At 66.9% G+C, this 18869-nt stretch carries 12 protein-coding genes; 8 read left to right on the forward strand and 4 right to left on the reverse strand.

Annotated features, from left to right (window positions below; translation table 11 throughout):
* Positions 1–34: 34 nt before the first annotated feature.
* The 6 genes from DNL27_RS00430 to brxL are packed head-to-tail and all read left to right on the forward strand — an operon-like array spanning position 35 to position 12437.
* The gene (locus DNL27_RS00430) at positions 35–790 is read left to right on the forward strand and encodes a hypothetical protein (protein ID WP_112234370.1); all 756 of its coding nucleotides are present in this window, start codon (positions 35–37) and stop codon (positions 788–790) included.
* Positions 787–1344, forward strand: coding sequence for a BREX protein BrxB domain-containing protein (locus DNL27_RS00435; RefSeq protein ID WP_112234371.1), 558 nt, complete (start codon positions 787–789; stop codon positions 1342–1344). Before DNL27_RS00430 ends, DNL27_RS00435 begins: the two co-directional genes overlap by 4 nt.
* Positions 1341–4799 (forward strand): BREX system P-loop protein BrxC, encoded by a 3459-nt coding sequence (gene brxC, locus DNL27_RS00440; protein ID WP_112234372.1) that lies wholly within the window; start codon positions 1341–1343, stop codon positions 4797–4799. Before DNL27_RS00435 ends, brxC begins: the two co-directional genes overlap by 4 nt.
* Positions 4800–4801: 2 nt before the next feature.
* The gene (locus DNL27_RS00445; protein WP_112234373.1) at positions 4802–8053 is read left to right on the forward strand and encodes a hypothetical protein; all 3252 of its coding nucleotides are present in this window, start codon (positions 4802–4804) and stop codon (positions 8051–8053) included.
* A complete protein-coding gene (pglZ, locus tag DNL27_RS00450) occupies positions 8050–10383 on the forward strand; it encodes a BREX-1 system phosphatase PglZ type B (RefSeq protein WP_112234374.1) in 2334 nt (777 codons plus the stop codon). Before DNL27_RS00445 ends, pglZ begins: the two co-directional genes overlap by 4 nt.
* Positions 10380–12437, forward strand: a complete 2058-nt coding sequence (brxL, locus tag DNL27_RS00455) for a protease Lon-related BREX system protein BrxL (protein WP_204360306.1) — start codon at positions 10380–10382, stop codon at positions 12435–12437. The genes pglZ and brxL overlap by 4 nt, the downstream gene beginning before the upstream one ends.
* Positions 12438–12463: 26 nt before the next feature.
* On the opposite strand, the gene DNL27_RS00460 is transcribed toward brxL, so the two are convergent.
* The 3 genes from DNL27_RS00460 to DNL27_RS00470 all read right to left on the reverse strand — a co-directional run bounded on the left by DNL27_RS00460 (position 12464) and on the right by DNL27_RS00470 (position 14571).
* Positions 12464–12664 carry a helix-turn-helix transcriptional regulator gene (locus tag DNL27_RS00460; protein WP_112234375.1) on the reverse strand — a complete coding sequence of 67 codons (201 nt, stop codon included), beginning with the start codon at positions 12662–12664 and terminating at the stop codon, positions 12464–12466.
* Positions 12661–12930, reverse strand: coding sequence for a hypothetical protein (locus tag DNL27_RS12095; protein WP_162627077.1), 270 nt, complete (start codon positions 12928–12930; stop codon positions 12661–12663). The genes DNL27_RS00460 and DNL27_RS12095 overlap by 4 nt, the downstream gene beginning before the upstream one ends.
* A gap of 366 nt (positions 12931–13296) precedes the next feature.
* Positions 13297–14571: an MFS transporter gene (locus tag DNL27_RS00470; RefSeq protein ID WP_039100646.1), complete on the reverse strand. Its 1275-nt coding sequence runs from the start codon at positions 14569–14571 to the stop codon at positions 13297–13299.
* A 205-nt stretch (positions 14572–14776) separates the two neighbouring features.
* Between DNL27_RS00470 and DNL27_RS00475 the strand changes: the two genes are divergently transcribed.
* The gene (locus DNL27_RS00475; protein WP_012399394.1) at positions 14777–15250 is read left to right on the forward strand and encodes a MarR family winged helix-turn-helix transcriptional regulator; all 474 of its coding nucleotides are present in this window, start codon (positions 14777–14779) and stop codon (positions 15248–15250) included.
* Positions 15251–15274: 24 nt separating this feature from the next.
* Here the strand turns inward: DNL27_RS00475 and DNL27_RS00480 are convergent, their stop codons facing one another.
* Entirely contained in the window at positions 15275–17194 is a 1920-nt protein-coding gene (locus tag DNL27_RS00480) for a PucR family transcriptional regulator (protein WP_112235706.1), read from the reverse strand.
* A 176-nt stretch (positions 17195–17370) separates the two neighbouring features.
* On the opposite strand from DNL27_RS00480, the gene DNL27_RS00485 reads away from it, so the two are divergent.
* Positions 17371–18867 (forward strand): CoA-acylating methylmalonate-semialdehyde dehydrogenase, encoded by a 1497-nt coding sequence (locus DNL27_RS00485; RefSeq protein ID WP_112234377.1) that lies wholly within the window; start codon positions 17371–17373, stop codon positions 18865–18867.
* Positions 18868–18869 lie beyond the last annotated feature (2 nt).

Consider the following 18869-nt stretch of genomic DNA (forward strand, 5'->3'; position numbering starts at 1 on the left):
CGATGTGCGTGTCGGGAAGGAGGACAACCGAGAAATGACGAGGTCTCGTGTTGCTGAGAGCGACTTTACGCTTGGCACGTTGCGGACGACCGCCAGTCATACGATTGGCGTTCCCCATCTGGTGGAGCTTCTCCGTGAGGTGCCGTCCGACGCGCCTGCCGAGCAGTATCGCCAAGCAGTGATCGAAGGCAACGTCCTCGGGCGGCCAACTCTGGCCGGGCGGCAGCGTTCGTTCCGTCATCTGCGTGAGCTGTACTTCCTTGACCCGGGGCGAGCGGAGTTCACGGCCTTGCGGTATTTCTGGGACATCGACCCATCATCACGCCCACTCCTTGCGGCACTGTTGGCGGTCATCCGCGACGAGGTTCTTCGCGCGTCGTTTACTGCGATCGCGGACTTGCCTGCGGGTTCGGGCGTGACATCGGCGGACCTCACCGCCGCGGTCGCCGCGCAGTTCGGCAACGAGATGTCGGAGTCGACACTCGGTAAGACCGGCCGCAACACCGGAGCCTGTTGGACCCAGACCGGTCATCTCACGGGTCGGGCCAAGAAAGTGCGCATCGACGTTGAAGCACAGCCGGCGGCCATCGCGTATGCGGCGTACCTGGGGCACCTCGCCGGCGGGCGAGGCCTCGGCGTACTTGACAATCCATGGTCGCAGATCCTCGGCCTCGCACCTGGGCGCTCCTTGGAGGCATTGCGCGACGCGCACACGCAGGGACTCCTCGATCTACTCGTGGCGGGCAATGTCGTTGACGTATCGTTCCCTGCCTTCGGAGGTCGCGCATGAGCCGCGTCTCCGATCTCATCGACGCTTATAAGGCCGAGTTGTCCCTGGCATGGAAGGACAACATCTCGGGTGGTGAGCGCGTCTGGATGCTCGTCTACCCGCCTGACCTGGAACGCCAGATGCGGCACGCTCTGCCGAGCATCGAGTTGGCGACCACTCAGGCGGGTCGCGTGTGGGTCGTTCTCGACGTCACCGACGACTTCGGGCGCTGGCTGTCCGCTCACCGACACGCGCAGGCCTTCTATGAGGAACCGAGCGACCTTACTCAGTCGATCCTGGACCAGTTTGAGAAGACACTGGTCGCGCGCATCCGAGGGGCTCTCGAAGGAGCACCTGAGAATGCCGTCGTGGCCCTTGTCGGCATTGGCGCGATCTTCCCGTTCCTGCGGGCATCGAGCGTGATCAAGTCCATCGATTCCGCCGTGACTGGCCGCCTACTCGTCTTCTTCCCCGGGCTTCACGACCCGGAAACTCATTCATTCCGCTTGCTCGACGCGCGCGATGGGTTTAACTACCGCGCACGCGTCATTGACCCGCAGAAGGACATCGCGTGACGACCAACAACGACCTGTTCATCCGGCCTCCGCTGAGCTTTGAGATTCCGAACGATGGTGTCACCAACGTCGACCGGCCCGAGGACTCCAACCAGTGGGATGTCCTGAAGTACGAGCTGGAGAGCTTCGTATGCGAGGGTGAGTACGAGCATGGCCTCCAGCGCATCCTCGACTCCTACACCGGGCATCGGAATCGGACGACCCAGCCGGCCGTGTGGGTATCGGGCTTCTACGGCAGCGGTAAGTCCCACCTCGTCCGTGTCCTCCAGCATCTGTGGGCCGACACGAAGTTCCCGAACGGCGCGACCGCGCGCGGTCTGACGAACATCCCCCAGGGCATCCAGGACCAATTGACGGAGCTGACAACACTCGGCCGACGCGACGGTGCCGCATCGTGGGCGGCAGCGGGCGCACTCGACCGCAGCGGCGACACCCTCAACTCGGTGTTCCTCTCCATCGTCCTCGGGGCCGCAGGGCTGCCCACGCGCGTCGCGCCCGCCCAAGTCGCACTGTGGCTCGCGGGCAACGGTCACCTCGATGCCGTTAGCGACCACGTTACGGTGAACGGAGGCGACCTCGTCGAGGAACTGGGCGAATACAATCTCAGCACGCGGCTCGCGAACGCGATCCTCGCGGTCGACCCCGCGTTCGCGTCGTCAGCCCGGGACGTGCGCGCCGCGTTGCGCAACCAGTTCCCACCGGACACTCGCTCGTTCTCCACAGACGAGACGATCGCGCTGCTCAAGAAGATCCTTGAGCACGTCGGCGGCGGCCAAATTCCGCCGTCGCTGATCGTCCTCGACGAAGTGCAGCAGTACATAAGCGGCGACGGCGGCCGAGCGATGGAGGTGCAGAACCTCGTCGAGTCCGTGTCGCGCGAACTGAACGGTCGGGTGCTGCTCGTCGCCACGGGCCAGCAGGAACTGACGGCTGATTCGACACTCCAGAAGATTCAGGACCGCTTCACCGTCAAGGTCGTGCTCAAGAACCAGGACGTCGACGCCGTTGTCCGACGTGTGCTTCTGAGCAAGGAGCCCGCGAAGAAGCCTGATCTTGACAGCACGCTGTCCTCGGTCGCAGGGCAGATTTCTCGACAGCTCATCGGTAGCAGGATTCAGCACACCGCGGCGGACGACAAGGACCTCGCCGACGACTACCCGTTGCTCCCGTTGCGCCGTCGTTTCTGGGAAAGTGTGCTCCGCCAGGCCGATGCCGGCCGCGCTGGTCAGCTGCGTTCCCAACTCCGCATCGTGCATGAGGCGAACCGCAAGGTCGCTCCCGAGCCGGTGGGCACTGTGGTCGGCGCCGACTTCCTGTACTCGCAGAAGAACGAAGACCTCAACGGCGCGGGCCTTCTTCTTAAGGAGACGCAGACGCTTATTCACGAGCAGGGGCAGAAGGACCCCTTGCGCGGCCGCATCCTCGGCCTCATCCACCTCATCGGTCTGCTCCCTACGTCGGGTCACGGCGACATCGGCGTCCGCGCGACGGCAGACCATCTCGTCGACCTCCTCGTCGAGGATCTCGCCCACGACGGTGACCAGCTTCGGCAGCAGGTTCCTGCGGTGCTCGAAGCGCTCGCCGAAGAGGGCGTCATTCAGCAGGATGGCGAGGAGTTCCGCCTTCAGACCAAGGCGGGCCGCGAGTGGGACGAGGCCTTCCGCAGGCACCACGCTCAAGTCACGGACAGTGAGGTAAGCACCGATCGTGATTCGCTGTTGCTCACTGAGGTCGGCCGGTCGCTACCCGCTTCGATCCAGCAGGGCCGTGCCAAGGAGTCCCGCAGGCTTGCGCTGCACGCCGACGCCTCGCTTCCGCCGGAGTCCGATGCGATCCCGGTGTGGCTCCGCTCCGAGTGGGACGAAGGAATAACCGCGAAGCAGTTCGACGAGGCCGCGCGCAGCCTCGGCATCGAGTCGCCGATTGTGCTCGTCCACCTTCCCCGACTCCAGGCTCCCGCGTTCGTAGCTGCAGTCCGTAACAAGCTTGCCGCGCAGCGTGTAATCGACCAGCAGGGAATCCCGCAGGACGACGAGGGTAAGCAGGCCCGAAGCGCGATGCAAACCCGCCTCAACCGAGCGACGGACCAGGTAAATGCCCATGTTCGTGATGTGATCTCCAAGTCGAACGTGCTCCTCGGGGGCGGCACGGCCCCGAACGGTATCTCACTGCGCGAACGCATCGAGGCCGGCGCACAGTCCGCCGCGACCCGCCTGTTCCCACGGTTCTCCGAAGCAGACGACAACCGGTGGCCCCAGGTCATCGCGCGCGTGCGGAGTGGATCGGCGGCCGACGCGCTCAAGGCCGTCCAGCACGACGCCGACCCAGAGCAGCACAGCGTCGTCAAGGAAGTTCTCAGCCACGTCGGCCCGGCGGGCACGTCCGCGAGTGATGTCGAGAAGGCCGTGACATCGAAGCCGCTCGGCTGGCCGCGCGACGCGCTCATGGCCTCCCTCGGCGTGCTCCTCGACACCGGAGTGATCCGTGCGACGCTCAACGGGAGCGACGCGACCACGGCCGATGTACTCAAGCAGACCCGCCTTGGCAACGTGCAACTCCGTCGCGAGGTCACGGTGCTCAAGCCTACCGAGAAAATCCAGGCACGCCAGGTGCTGAGCAACCTCGGCTTCTCGACGGACAACGACGGACTCGTCTCGGCCGTCGAACAGGCCGTCCAGTCGCTTGTCGACCGCGCGAAAGGCGTGAGTGGGCCTGCTCCGCTCCCTGACATCACAGTGCCAGGCAGCATCCAGGTGATCGTGAGCACGTCGGGAAACGACCGCGTGCACGCCCTGCTGGCAGCGAAGAGTGACCTCACGAGCTTCAACGACCAACTCGGAGACCTGGAACGCAGGCTCAAGAGTCGCACGCCTTCGCTCGAGCTAGCGCGTTCGCTTGCATCCTCGGCCACTGGGCTGGAGCCCGCGTCGGCGGCCCGTGAGCGGCTCGGCGCACTGGCCGCGAGCCGCGATCTCCTTGCCGAGGCCGATCCAGTCGCCCCGATCGTGAAGGAACTTGCCGAGGCACTGCGCAATGCTATCCACGAAGCAGCAGTGGCGTTGCGCGACGCCCGAGCGACGGCTGTGGCAGACCTCGAACAGCAGCCAGCCTGGATGGCTCTCGACGATGCGCAGCGCGAGGCTCTTCTCACGGAGCACCACCTCGGCACCGAGGTGGAGCCCAACCTCGCAGATTCGGCCGCCGTCCTGGTGGCGGCGCAGGCGCGGCCGCTTCAGGGATGGACCGCTGAACTCGACGCCATCCCGCAGCGGGCTTCACGGGCGCTGGAAGCCGCTATTCAGCTCACGACACCTGCGGCCAAGATGACCACGGTGCGGGTTTCGGCGGCGAGCCTGAGCGGCGCCGACGAGGTAGAGCGCTACATAGAGGCCCTGCGGGTGCAGCTTCTCGACGCCCTGAACAGCGGTAACGACACCGTGGTGGTGAAGGGCTGACCATGACGACGGTAACGACCAAGGTCCTCAACTCCGACCAACGACGTTTTCTCGACGCCCAGACGCAGCGCGCCCGCGAGGCTGCACAACGCGCTGCCGAGGATGCTCTGCGCGCTCTGGCGGTTGCCGAGCCGAGCCGTCCGAGCTACTTGAATGGCGAGCAGAACAAACTCCGGCTCGCGCTCCGCGATAAAGCACGGCAGCTCGGCGATGACACCGCACGCGCGGGTGCGGTGCTCACCAACCTGGTACACGACGTCGCCTACGAGCAGTGGCACCGGTTACTCTTCGCACGATTCCTCGAAGTCAACGGCCTACTCCGGCACCCGGAGTACAGTGAGATCTCGCTATCTCTGGAGGATTGCAGCGACCTCGCCTCGGACCTCGGCGAGCCGGACGCCTGGGCCGTTGCCGCGCGGTTCGCCTCGGAGATTCTGCCCGGCGCGTTCCGCCTCACCGACCCCGCGGTACAAGTCCGGTTCGCAGCCGAACACCGCGACGCACTGGAGCGTCTCCTCCTCGACATCCCTTCCGAGGTCTTCACGACGGAGGACGCGCTCGGATGGGTGTATCAGTTTTGGCAGACGGCCGAGAAGAAACGCGTCAACGAGTCTGGCGTCAAAATCGGCGGGGCCGACCTCTCGCCCGTCACGCAGCTGTTCACCGAGAACTATATGGTTCGATTCCTGTTGGAGAACTCGCTCGGAGCATGGTGGGCCGCACGTCACCCGGGGTCCGCGCTCCTTGAAGGCTGGGAGTATCTCCGCCGCAATGAGGACGGCACGCCTGCCGCCGGTTCGTTCAGCGACTGGCCCGAGCGAGCTGCCGACGTGACGGTGATGGACCCCTGCTGCGGCTCCGGCCACTTCCTTGTCGCAATGTTCGGGATGATCTGGCGCATGCGTGCCGAGGAGGAGGGCCTCACTCCGGCTGAGGCACAAGATGCCGTCCTCCGCGACAACCTCCACGGTCTCGAACTCGACCCACGTTGCACTCAGATCGCCACTTTCAACGTGGCCCTTGAGGCCTGGAAGCAGGGTGGGTTCCGTGAGTTACCTGCTCCCCAAATCGCCTGCTCTGGTGTACCGATCCGGGGCAAGCGCGAGGAGTGGGAGGCCCTTGCCGGCGCTGACACGGAGCTTCGTGCGCTCCTTGGGCGGCTGCACAGCAGGTTCCAGGAAGCAGATACGTTGGGCTCGTTGATTGACCCCCGGCCAACTTCGTCAGATGACGCACTTTTCGGGAGGGACTTAAGCGTCGGAGTTGACTGGTCTCGAACTCGCGATGCGTTGCGGCAAGCGTTGTCGGCTGAGCAAACGTCAGAGTCGGTTCTTGGCCATGCCGCAGAAGACGTGGTCAACGCTGCAGCGCTCCTCGGTGGGGTCTACACGCTGGTCGCCACGAACCCGCCGTTTCTGGGCCTGGAGAAGCAATCCGAACTCTTAGAGTTGTTCGTCAAAGCCCACTTCGACGAGGCAAAGCGTGAACTTGCGCTGGTGATGCTGCGGCGGGTGGAGGGCTTTCTTGCCCCCGGCGGTACATACGCGGTGGTTCTTCCAAGCGAATGGATGCACATCCGAGCGGGACGCCGGTTCCGGCAGCATCTTCTGCGGGAGCACGCGGTGAGCGCTCTCGCACTGCTGGGGATGAACAGCTTCTCGACTCCGCTGAGGGTGAACCCCGTACTGATGGTTGGTTCCCGCGCTAGGACGAGCACCGTGTCAGTCGCGACGTTGAACGTGTCCGAGACTGCGTTGCCCGAGAAGGCGGCAGCTCTGAGGACGGCTACGATCATTTCCCAGTCGCAAGCTGGTTGGTTGGCGTCGGTTGACAGCCGGATCGCACTGGTTGGGCAAGATCACAACCCCCGCGCGAAGAGGCCGAACTCCACGGTGCGCGATTTCGCCGACGCTCGTAACGGCTTGTCAGCGGGTGACGGGAACCGCTTCGAGAATCTCTTCTGGGAAGTCGCCGAACTCGGGGACCGGTGGGAGTTCTTGGCCAGTTCGCCTAGCGGAGACGAGTTCTTCACTGGGCGCCAGAAGATCGTGCTCTGGGAGAAAGAGGCGGGTGCGATGGCTGAACTTGCAGACTCGGTGAAACACCTGAATCACGCGGCACAGAACTGGCGTCGCGGGAAGCCTCTCTGGGGGAACAAAGGTGTACTTGTAAGCCAGATCGGAGCGAGAACAGACATCTATCTGGGCGAGATGTACGACTCTAGTTGTTTTGCGATTGTTCCCAGTCAGCAAAGAGACTTGCTGCCATTGATTGCCTTTGCGGCTTCTGGGCGCTTGAAGTCTGAACTGGCCAAGATTAGCCCGACATGGAAGTTGACCTCGCCCCAGACCCTCCTCCAACTTCCTTTCAACGCTGAAGAGTGGCGCGTCGAATCCGAAGCAATGTTCCCTCAAGGGCTTCCGGTAGGAGAGTCGGAAAGCCCAACGCAGTGGCTTTTCGGCGGACACCCCAAAGGAGCCACTGAGCCGTTGCAGGTCGCCGTTGCACGCCTGCTTGGCTACCGATGGCCGTCTCAGGGGACTGATGACCTCGATGGCGTTGCGGATCAAGATGGCATCGCTGCGCTGCAGTCTCTCCCCAATGAGCCAGACCTTGCGACGCGCTTGCGGGGGCTCCTGGCCCGTGCATACGGACAGGGGTGGTCAAGCACTCTTGAGCGAACGCTTGTCACGGAGGCCGGTACGAAGAACGGCCGCTTGGAGGATTGGCTCCGCGACTCGTTCTTCGCCCAGCACGTCAAGGTCTTCGATAACAGGCCTTTCCTGTGGCACATCTGGGATGGCCGAAAGGACGGGTTCTCGGCGATCGTGAACTACCACAAGCTTGACCGTCAAACTCTGGAGAAACTGACCTTCACCTCCCTCGGTGCCTGGATTGATCGCCAGAAGTATGAGGCGCGCGCAGAACGTCCCGGTGCCGATGCGCGACTCGCCGCTGCCGAGGAACTTCAGCGCAGACTCCAACTGATTCTTGGCGGCGAGCCGCCCTACGATGTATACGTCCGGTGGAAGGAAATGGCTGAGCAACCCATCGGGTGGGACCCTGACACTGATGACGGCGTTCGCTTGAACATCCGACCGTTCGTGACCGCTGGCGTGCTCCGGTCCAAGGTGAACGTGCATTGGGGGAAGGACCGTGGAACGAATCCCGATGGTTCGGAGCGGCTCAATGACCTGCACCCGACGCTTGAGGAGCGCCGTGCCGCCCGGCGCGGAGCGGAGGCTGCCGAATGACGCTCGTCCGTGCCGTTGTCGCCAAAGCTCTCCGTGACGCTGCTGTCTTCAACGCTGGGGTGAACTCGGCCCCAGCGGCTGTTCTGTGGGCCGACCCTGAGCGCACGTGGGAGCCGGTGATTCGCAGCCTCCAGGAGGCAGTGCCCATTCTCGTGCTCGGTGAGTACGCTTCCGCAGCCGCACAAGGTCCGGCGCTTTGGCTTCGGGCCGTTCTTGCCTCGCCCGAGTCAGCGGAGCTGCCAGCTCATCTTGCCGAACGAGACGAGCGCAATCCGTGGGTGATCTACCTGCCTGGTGTCAGTCGAGGCTCCGTGGCTGAGGCAGCGGCTCTCGATGACTCGCTCGCGCCGTTGGCCGAGGTTGCGATCCGCTCGAACTGGTGGCCCTCCGCCCACGGCCAGACGCCATGGACGCCGCACTCGTTCCTTGCGTCGAAGCAGGGTGCGGGGCTCGACATCGCGAGCGACAGTGCGACGAAGGCGGCCCTCGCTCAGGTACTACACAAGTTCCTCTTCGAGGACGTCGACGATCTTAAACGTATGGGGCGTCTCGATTCGTCTCGCCTGCACCACCTCGTGCTCGATGACACAGTTCGCACCCTCCTCGAATGGATGAACGAGCCGGACAACGTGAGGGCTTCGCTCGAAGGTGCTCAGTGGCAGGCCCTTGTCGCCTCCTGCAAGTCCGTTTACGGCTTTGGCCCTGAGAAGGACGGCGCGCTCACCGCAGCCAGCAAGCTCGGCGGCCGAACGGGCGAGTGGGGAGCTGTCTGGCAACGGTTCGCGGAGAACCCAAGCCGCTATCCGAACCTTCCTGCCTTGCTCGACCAGGTGCGGCCCTCTGTGGTGCCGCTCTTTGGGGACACCGACCCACACCCTGATTCGTGGCCTTCGTGGAACCGCGACCAGGAGGACGCCATTAGGTCCGCGCTTGATGCATTGGGCACTCATCCCGACCCGCGTGGTCGCGTTCAGGAACTCGCTGCCGCGCACACGTCGCGCGAAGACAACGTCTGGGCTGCTCTTGGCCAGGCACCTCTTGCGAAGGCCGTCGGCCACCTCGCCGAACTGGCAGACCGCGTCGCAACCGCTCCGACAGCAACAGACCTCAAGACTCAGATTGCCTGGTACAGCGACGAAGGCCACGTGATCGACGACCTCGCGCTACGGACGATCGCGACGGCCAAGACCGCACAGGATAGGTCCGCTGTCGCTCACGCGCTCGGTGCGATTTACGACCCGTGGGTTGATCAGTCGGCACGAGCATTCCAGAAGGCCGCAGTTGGCGCCTACCGCGGCGAGACGGGCCTCGACGTAGCTGCCGGAACGTGCGTGGTCTACGTCGATGCACTGCGTTACGACCTGGCCACCCGTGTTGCTCGCCGTCTGTCGGGGCTGGCGGCGGTCGTGGAGCCGCGCCAGGCGGCTTTCCCCAGCGTCACGCCAACCGGCCAGCCGGCGGTGGCGCCAATCAAGATCAGCATCACCGGCGGCGCTGCTTTCGACGCGGCCGACGATCAGGGGCGATCTGTGAAGGGTGCAGTGCTGCGGTCGTCCCTCGCTGGTGCGGAGGTGCAGTTCCTCGACTGGGACACCGCTCAGGTCGGCGACCCGGCCGGAACGGCCTGGACGCAGACGAACATGATCGACTCGTTGGGCCACTCGCACGGGCACCAGATGGCGGACCTCATCGACCATCACCTCGACCTCATCGCCGAGCGTGTTCGTGCACTAATCGACGCAGGGTGGCGGAAGGTTGTCGTGGTCACCGATCACGGCTTCCTCTTGCCCGGCGGAGCAGCGCAGAAGGTCAACCTCCCGATACAAGTCACGGAAGGTGATGCGGCCCGCAAGCCGCGCGTGGCACGGTTGAAGGCCGCCGCGGCGCGCCCGGACTTCCCGATCCTGCCCTGGACTTGGGACTCATCCGTCGACATGGTCAGTGCACCGGGAGCTGCTGCATTCGAGTCGGGCTGCCTGTATGAGCACGGCGGGCTGAGTCTCCAGGAGTGCGTAATCCCGGTCGCCACCGTGACGCGCGGCGATTCGGCCGTCGCGCCCGCCCAGATTGAAGCTGTTCGGTGGACCGGACAGCGCTGCCGCATCGACTACGGCCCCGCAGAAGCCGAAGTGGTTGCCGAAGTTCGGGTTCGCCCAGCCGACGCATCGAGCGCCGTCGGTGGCCCGAAGTCGCCCACCGAGCCGGGCGAGGTCAAGGTGCTCGTCGACGAGGAACAGGCCCCTGCTGGGGCGAACGCATGGGTCGTACTACTCGACCCGAGCGGTGGAGTTCTAGCACAAGCACAAACCACGGTAGGAGGCGTCGAATGACCGAGGCAATCACGCTCGACGAGATCGACACGACCGCAGCGTCAGCCTTCGACGGGTACGTCGTTCGCAAGGATCTCGCCCAGCAATTCAAGGGCGCATATCCCGTTCCGACCTACGTCGGCGAGTTCCTTATCGGGCGCTACTGCGCCACGACCGACCCGGAGGAGATCGAAGAAGGGCTCCAGGTCGTACGGCGGCTGCTCGCCGACCGCACAGTACGGGCAGGTGAAGAGGAACTCTTCAAGTCGCGCGCGCGTGAACGCATGACCGTCAAGCTCATCGATCTCGTCAAGGCCCGACTCGATGCGAAGTCGAACGCCTACGTTGCCGAGTTGCCGAGCCTTGGACTCCGAGACGTGCGCATCGACGATGCCGTTGTTCGCGAGAACGAGCGCATGCTGACCGGTGGCTTCTACGCCGAGGTTGACCTGTTCTACGATGCCGCGATCGCTGGTGAGAACAACGGCAAGCCCTTCGCTATCGGGTCGCTTCGCCCCATCCAGCTCTCAACCCGCGATTCGCTCTCGCGTCTGGCCGAAGGCCGCTCACGGTTCACCACAGAGCAGTGGAAGCACCTCCTGCTTCGGTCAGTGGGCTTCGAACCTGCGCACCTCACCGAGCGCGAGCAAGACGTGCTCCTGCTGCGCATGGTCCCGTTCGTCCAGCGGAACTTCAACATGGTCGAACTAGGGCCTCGTGGCACCGGCAAGTCCCATCTGTTCCAGCAGGTCTCGCCCTACGCGCACCTGATCTCCGGCGGCAAGGCCACCGTTGCCCGGATGTTCGTCAACAACGCCACTGGACAACGCGGCCTCGTCGCGCAGTACGACGTCGTCTGTTTCGACGAAGTCTCCGGCGTCTCCTTCGACCAAAAGGACGGCGTCAACATCATGAAGGGCTACATGGAGTCGGGCGAGTTCTCCCGCGGCCGTGAGTCCATCCGTGCTGACGGTTCGATCATGTTGGTCGGGAACTTCGACGTGGATGTCGCCCACCAGCAGCGGATCGGCCACCTGCTCTCTCCGCTGCCCCCGGAGATGCGCGACGATACGGCGTTCATGGACCGCATCCACGCATACCTGCCCGGCTGGGATGTTCCGAAGCTCAACCCGACCTACTTCACTCACCACTTCGGACTCGTGAGTGACTTCCTTTCCGAGTGCTGGTCGCGCCTTCGTGACCAGTCGCGCCTTACCTCGATCCAGGGGCGGGTCAACTACTCCGATGCACTGTCGGGCCGAGACCTGTCGGCGGTCAACAAGACGGTAGGTGGTCTACTCAAGCTCCTGTATCCCGACGCCGAAGCCGCGATCTCCGACGACGACCTCGAATGGGCGGTGCGCATCGCCCTGGAGTGCCGCCGTCGCGTCAAGGAACAGCAGCGTCGCATCGGCGCAGCAGAGTTCCGTAACACCCAGTTCGGCTACCGCCTCGGCGAGGGAGTCGAGCAGTTCGTCTCGACCCCCGAACTCGCGAGCCCCGACTCGATCGGCCTCGATCCGCTGCCCCCCGGTCAGGTGTGGGCGATCTCCGAGGGCGGCGGCGACGTCGGCCCGGGACTCTACCGAATCGAGGCGGCGGACACGCCCGGCTCTGGTGGTCGTGGACTCCTCAATCAGGCCGCACCTGCCGCGCTCCGGGAAAGCTTTAAAGTCGCAGAACAAAATCTTATCGCTCAAGCGAGCTCGCTGGTCGGTGACCGCAATCCGGGCGAGCATAATCTCACTGCTCAAGTCCGCGCATTCGATGCAGCCAAGACCGGTGCCGGTCTTGGTCTGCCAATCCTCCTCGCGTTGGCCTCAGCGATGCTCCAGCGGTCTGTCCGGGGCGGCATGATTGCTGTTGGCAACTTATCCCTCGGTGGCGGTGTAGAGACGATCCCCAACGCTGCACAGCTCGCTGAACACGCTATGGATAAGGGCGCGACGGCGCTATTGCTGCCGGTGTCAGCCCGCCGCCAACTACTCGACGTCAGCGACGAGGTCGCCACGAAGGTCTCGTTCGTTTTCTACAGTGACGCGCAGGACGCCCTCGTGAAAGCGCTCGACGAATAACGGGACTGTTGCCACAACGGGCTTGGTTACAACTCCTCCCCCGGCACAAACAGTTCCTCGATCCGACACCCGAAAACCTTCGCTAGCCGGAACGCCAGCGGGAGACTCGGGTCGAAGCGGCCGCGTTCGATGGAGATCACCGTCTGACGCGAGACCCCCAGCCGTTCCGCGAGCGCAGCCTGGGACCACTCCCGTTTCTGGCGTTCCTCCGCAATGTGGTTCTTCACTGGACTGTGCGGTGCTTGAGCACCTGGTACCGGACCGCCACGTCCGCGGCCGCCAGGACCAGCACCCACAGCAGGACGGTGGGTCCCGTGACCTCCACCCGGGACATGGACAGGACCAGCAGGGCGACGCCGCCCATCGTGAGGATGTCGTGGAAGGCGCCGTAGGCCGCCTGTTCGTACCATCGGTGCTCCACACCATCCTCCGCGTGTGGTTCCACCGTCACGGCGTACCGGGAGACGAACATGAACCATCCGAGCATCGCCATGGGCGACAGGGTGCACCCCGCAAAGACGGCGAAGGCCAGCCATGGATTCTCCGGACGGGTGAGGGAGGCAATCCCGCCGACGGCAGCTACGCCGACGAGCGCCGTGGCGAGCATGCGCGCATAGGCACCGGCGGGCGCTCTGCCAGTCGCCTGGGTCGTGGGGATCATGTCGTCCTCCTGGTGAACGGCGTAAAGCCTGCTTGACAGCAGTCAAGCAGGCTTTACGCCGTTCGGCAAGATCCCTGTACCCCAGCGCAGAGGCGACGGCGCGCGCCCACCAGGCCACGCGCCGTCGTCACCCCCGAGCAGTCCCGGGAAGGCAAGGGGCGCGTGGTGAAAACCGCGGGCCCCGAGAAAGAATGAACCTCAGTCCACCGCGAGCCGCCCCCGCTTCGCGTGCGGGTGCCGGCCGTGCACCGCGTGGTAGAGCAGCGCCGCCACGACCACCAGCACCGCCAGCACCGTGTACATGGTGCCGAACCCGGTGGCGGAGAGCAACAGGCCCAGGACCACGGGGCCGATGCCCACGCCCACGTCCATGAGCAGCAGCAGGGTGGAGATGCCGGTGCCCAGCTTGTGGGCGGGCACCGCGCTCACGGCGATGGCCTGCGCGGCGGGCATGAGCGTGCCGTAGCCCAGGCCAGTCATGGCGCCGGCCACGACCACCTGCCAGTCCTGGCTGGCCACGGCCAGGATGCCCAGGGCCACCGCGAAGCAGATGAGGCCCAGGTAGACCACCACGTTGTCCCCGCGCTGGTCCTGCACCTTGCCCAGCACCAGGCGCATGATCAGCATGGCCACGGCGTACGCCACGAAGAACAGGGCCGCGCCGGTGGTGACTCCGCGGTCCTCGGCGTAGGCGTTGAGGTAGGTGATCACGCCCGCGTAGCAGACGCCCACCACCAGCATGAAGGAGCCGATGGGCAGCACGGACGGGTGCGCGATGTCGCTCAGGGAGAACTTTGAGCGCTCCGCCTTCGCCTCCTGGTGCGCCAGCGGCTCCCGCAGGAAGATGCCCAGCACCAGGCCGAGCACCGCAGTGACCAGCGTGGTCCAGAACAGCCACGTGTAGTCCAGCGAGCCCACCAGGAACAGCCCCAGGGCGGGCCCGATCGCCGTCGCCAGCGTGGTGCCCAGTGCGAAGTACCCGGTGCCCTCGCCGCGGCGGGAGTCCGGGATCACGGACTGTGCAATCGTCATCACGGCGGTGCTCGCGAACGCGTAGCCGAAGCCGTGGACCATGCGCACCGCGATCAGCACCGGCAGCGATCCCGCGGGCAGGTACAGCGCGCACGCCACCGCCACGACCACCAGGGCGATCAGCAGCATCCGGCGCCGCCCCAGCGCGTCCACCAGGTAGCCCGAGACCAGCCGCGCCAGGGTGGCACCCACCACGAACGCGCTGGACGCGAAGCCGCCCACCGCGTCCGACGCCGCGAAGCTCTTCACTGCGTACAGTGCCATGGTGGTGACCAGCATGTAGAAGGTCAGGTACTGCAGGAAGTTGACCACCCACGCCACCACGAACGTGGGCGTGACCAGCCGCTCGGGCCCCGCGGAGTGCGCCGGGCCGGACCTGCTGTGCTCCACGACCACGGGCAGCTGGCCGGTGGGTACGTGCTCCTGGGTGTCGACGGACACGGGCGCCTCCTTGGGGTCTCGGATTTGTATAGTGCAAAATACTACTCAGGGATTTGTACAATGCAATCCCAGGAGCTGCGCTCCATACGCTCGTGACCCCCGCCTCCGCGCCCGCCCCCGCCATGACGACGACGCCGCCCCCACCCCGCGGCCCACGCACCCCGCGCGCAGACCGCCCACGAACGAGAGATGAAAGGATGGACCCGTGCAGAGCGAGGATTCCGTGAGCGAGCTGGTCTACGAGCACATGCTGCTCTCCCGATACGCCCTCCAGGGCGCGCCCCCGCAGTCACGCACCGAGGCGCTGGACCGCAGCTCCACCGTGCTCCTCGCCCGCCTGCAGGCCGGCGGCCCCATGAGCGTCGCCGAGCTCGCGCAGTCCTTCGGCCTGGACATCTCCACCGTCCACCGCCAGGTGGCCGCCGCCATGAAGAGCGGGCTGATTGAGCGCATCAAGGACCCCGAGGGCGGCGTGGCCCGCAAGCACCGCCCCACCGAGGAGGGCCTGCGCCGCCTCGAGGAGGAGTTCCACGCCCGCCGGGAGTCCTTCGAGCGCTTCACGCGGGACTGGTCCGCGGAGGACGTCGCCACCCTGGCCCACCTCACCCGCCGCTTCAACGAGAGCGTGGAGGCGAGCCTCGGCCACAGCTGGCCGCGCGACTACCCCACCGAGTCCTAGCGCACGACGCCGCCCGGGCCGTCCTCAGCACCCCTCCACCTCCGCGATCAGCAGCGCCACGTGCAGGGACGTGCGCGACTCCGGATCGTCCAGCGACACCCCCAGCCTGCGTTCCAGCCGGGCCAGCCGCCCGTAGAGCGCCGGGCGGGAGAGGTGGATCCGCTGGGCCAGCAGGCTCTTGTTCCCCCCGCACGCCAGGAACTGTGTCAGCAGCTCACGGTCCTCGCGGCGCTCGGCGTCCAGGATGCTCCCGAGCTCCGCCCGCGCGAACATCTGCACGCGCTCGTCACCCCGCAGCATCGCGAGCAGCCCGCGCAGCCGCACGTCCCGCGCTCGGAAGCACCGCCGTCGTGGGGTGCCGGACCGGGCGGCGTCGTCCTGTGCCGGACGGTCCACCGCGGTCCCGTCCGGCGAGGAGCCGACATCGACAGAACCGTCCCGTGCGAGCAGGGACACCGCGGCCTCCGCGATCATGCCTGCCTCGTCCAGTCGGGCGGCCGCGCCGATCATCCCCGACTCGAAATCGGAAACCCCCGCGAGCACCCGCCACGCTCCCCCCAGGCGCTGCTCCGCCACCGCAAGCACACGTTCCACCACGGCGTCCTGCGGGATGCGCGCGGCCAGCGGCACCAGCACGGCCACGGAGGCAGCGCCGAGACGGCCAGCGAGCGCCGCCGTGCCCTCCCGGCCCAGCGCCCACGCGAGCGCGTCGAGCACGGCACCACCGCCCTGGTGCTCCCCCAGCGGGTCCGCGCCCGGGCGCTCCCAGCGCACGACCACCGGCAGCCACGCGGCCGGGGCCGCCTCGCTCAGCACCCCGTGGCGCAGCACGCCGATCCCGAGCTCGTGCGCGCGCCGCTGCGCGGAGTCCTCGTCCACGTTCCACGGGCGTCGCAGCTCGTGCAGCAGGGCGGTCTCCGCCTGGCGCTTCTCGTCCCGGCGGCTGCGCTCGGACAGCAGCGTGAGCGCCACCGCCTGCGCCGCCCGCTCCAGCACGGTGGCGCGCAGCGCGGGCCCGGCACCCTGCGGCTCGGCGGACAGCCACCCGACCATCTCCCCCGCGACCACCACGGGCACGGTCCCCCCGTTGTCCCCCGGTGACGACGACGCCGCACGCCGCCACCACACGACCTCGGCGCCCAGCAGCCGCCCGGCTTCCGCCACGATCCGCTGGACCGGAGCGGCCTCCAGGGTCAGCTGGGTGAAGACCTCGTGGATGCGGCGGTCCGTCTCCAGCTGCTCGAGCTGACGTGCGGCGATCCGGCGGTGTGCCTCCTGCGTGACGGCCACGAACCGTACCTGACGGCTCAACAGGTACACGGGCAGCTCCCGGTGGGCGGCCGCCGCGCGCAGCACCCGCACCACGGGCTCCCGCCCGGAGAGCACCTCGATCGCGAGCGCCACTGCCCCGGCCTTCTCGATCCCGTCGAGGAACGCGGCGGCGGCCTCGTCCCCGCGGCCCTCGGCGAGCGCGGCGTCCAGGATCCGCACCGTGGAGAGCACGAACTCCCCGCCCTCCAGGAGCCCGGTGGCGTCGCTCGTCTCGATCACGTGCACCCACCGCACCGGCTGGCCCGTGGCGGCCGCGGCGCGTTCGGAGAGCAGCTGGGGGTTGCCACGGCGGAACGGTTCCAGGGCGGCGACGCCGCCGACCGTGAGGGCGGCCGGATCGGAGCCGGTGGAGGCGGACGGCGCACCCGGGGCGGGGGCGGCGCGGTGCAAGTCGCGGGCGGGGGCGGCGCGGTGCAAGTCGCGGGCGGGGGCGTGGCGAGGCGCTCCGGGACGGAGGGCGGCCTGGTCAGCAGGGGTCGCGGCGTCATCGACCGCGGAACGGCCGGTGAAGCCCAGGCCCGCGGTCGAGGAGGCGGGCTGCGCGCCGGAGGCGGGGGCGGCGTCGTCGTCCGGGGGCGGGCCCGGAACGCCGGGGCGGGAGGTGCGTGCCATGGCCACAGCCTAGGCCGCGGAGGGCAACACCCTGTCAAGAACTCCAGGCCACAGGGTGACAGATCGTCTCTGGTGGCCCACCCCTCTGCGCTCCGAGGATGGAGACAGACGCCCCGCGCCGGTGCCCTGTCGGGCGCCGCGGGGCCGGACAGCAGACCGCGAGGGAAGGACAGCCCGTGGAGACCATCCGCCACTGGATCAACAACGAGTACACCGCCGGAGCCCCGGAGGACCGCGACACCGCGGACGTGACCAACCCGGCCACGGGCGAGGTCACCGGCCGCGTGCACATGGGCACGGCGGCCACCGCGGACGAGGCCGTGGCGGCGGCGAAGGCGGCGTTCCCCGCGTGGCGGGACACCTCGCTGACCAAGCGCATGCAGATCCTCTTCCGTTACCGCGAGCTGCTCAACGCGCGGAAGGAGGAGCTCGCCGCGCTGATCACCGCCGAGCACGGCAAGGTGCTGGACGATGCGCTGGGCGAAGTCACGCGCGGGCTGGAGGTCGTGGAGTTCGCGTGCGCCATGCCCCACCTGCTCAAGGGCGGCTACACCGAGAACGCCTCCACCGAGGTGGACGTCCACTCCGTGCGCCAGCCGCTGGGCCCGGTGGCGATCATCTCCCCGTTCAACTTCCCGGCCATGGTGCCCATGTGGTTCTTCCCCATCGCGATCGCCACCGGCAACACCGTGGTGCTCAAGCCCTCGGAGAAGGACCCCTCCGCCGCGAACTGGGAGGCCGAGCTGTGGAAGGAGGCCGGGCTGCCGGACGGCGTGTTCAACGTGCTCCACGGCGGCAAGCCCGCGGTGGACCGGCTGCTGGAGCACCCGGACATCGCCTCCGTATCCTTCGTGGGCTCCACCCCCATTGCCCAGTACGTGTACGAGACCGCCACGGCCACCGGCAAGCGCGTCCAGGCGCTGGGCGGCGCGAAGAACCACATGGTGGTGCTGCCGGACGCGGACCTGGACGTGGCCGCGGACAACGCCATCAACGCGGGCTTCGGCTCCGCCGGCGAGCGCTGCATGGCCATCTCGGTGCTCGTGGCCGTGGGGGACATCGCGGACGAGCTTGTGGCGAAGATCGCCGGGCGCGCCCGCACCCTGCGCACCGGTGACGGCCGCCGCGGCGCGGACATGGGCCCCCTGGTCACCGCGGCCCACCGGGACCGCGTGGCCGGGTTCGTGGACGCCGGCGAGCAGGCCGGGGCCACCGTGGTGGTGGACGGTCGCCAGGGCAGCTACGACGCCGAGGGCTCCGGCTTCTTCCTGGGCCCCACCCTCTTCGACCACGTCACCCCGCAGATGTCCGTGTACACGGAGGAGATCTTCGGGCCCGTGCTGTGCGTGGTCCGCGTGGACACTTACGACGAGGCCATCGAGCTGGTCAACAGCAACCCCTACGGCAACGGCACCGCCATCTTCACCAACGACGGCGGCGCGGCCCGGCGCTACCAGAACGAGGTGAGCGTGGGGATGATCGGCGTGAACGTGCCGATCCCCGTGCCCATGGCCTACTACTCCTTCGGCGGGTGGAAGAACTCGCTGTTCGGGGACTCCCACGCCCACGGCACCGAGGGGGTCAACTTCTTCACGCGCGGCAAGGTGGTCACCACCCGCTGGCTGGACCCCTCCCACGGCGGCATCAACCTGGGGTTCCCGCAGAACGGCTGAGC

This window comes from Kocuria sp. BT304, from assembly GCF_003290245.1.
Taxonomy (GTDB): domain Bacteria; phylum Actinomycetota; class Actinomycetes; order Actinomycetales; family Micrococcaceae; genus Kocuria; species Kocuria rhizophila_A.

What these genes read in the sequence shown, in the direction of transcription:
- DNL27_RS00430 (WP_112234370.1), top strand. Translation starts at nt 35, where the DNA reads ATGACGAGGTCTCGTGTTGCTGAGAGCGACTTTACGCTTGGCACGTTG.
- DNL27_RS00435 (WP_112234371.1), top strand. Translation starts at nt 787, where the DNA reads ATGAGCCGCGTCTCCGATCTCATCGACGCTTATAAGGCCGAGTTGTCC.
- DNL27_RS00445 (WP_112234373.1), top strand. Translation starts at nt 4,802, where the DNA reads ATGACGACGGTAACGACCAAGGTCCTCAACTCCGACCAACGACGTTTT.
- pglZ (WP_112234374.1), top strand. Translation starts at nt 8,050, where the DNA reads ATGACGCTCGTCCGTGCCGTTGTCGCCAAAGCTCTCCGTGACGCTGCT.
- brxL (WP_204360306.1), top strand. Translation starts at nt 10,380, where the DNA reads ATGACCGAGGCAATCACGCTCGACGAGATCGACACGACCGCAGCGTCA.
- DNL27_RS12095 (WP_162627077.1), bottom strand. Translation starts at nt 12,930, where the DNA reads ATGGCGATGCTCGGATGGTTCATGTTCGTCTCCCGGTACGCCGTGACG.
- DNL27_RS00480 (WP_112235706.1), bottom strand. Translation starts at nt 17,194, where the DNA reads ATGGCACGCACCTCCCGCCCCGGCGTTCCGGGCCCGCCCCCGGACGAC.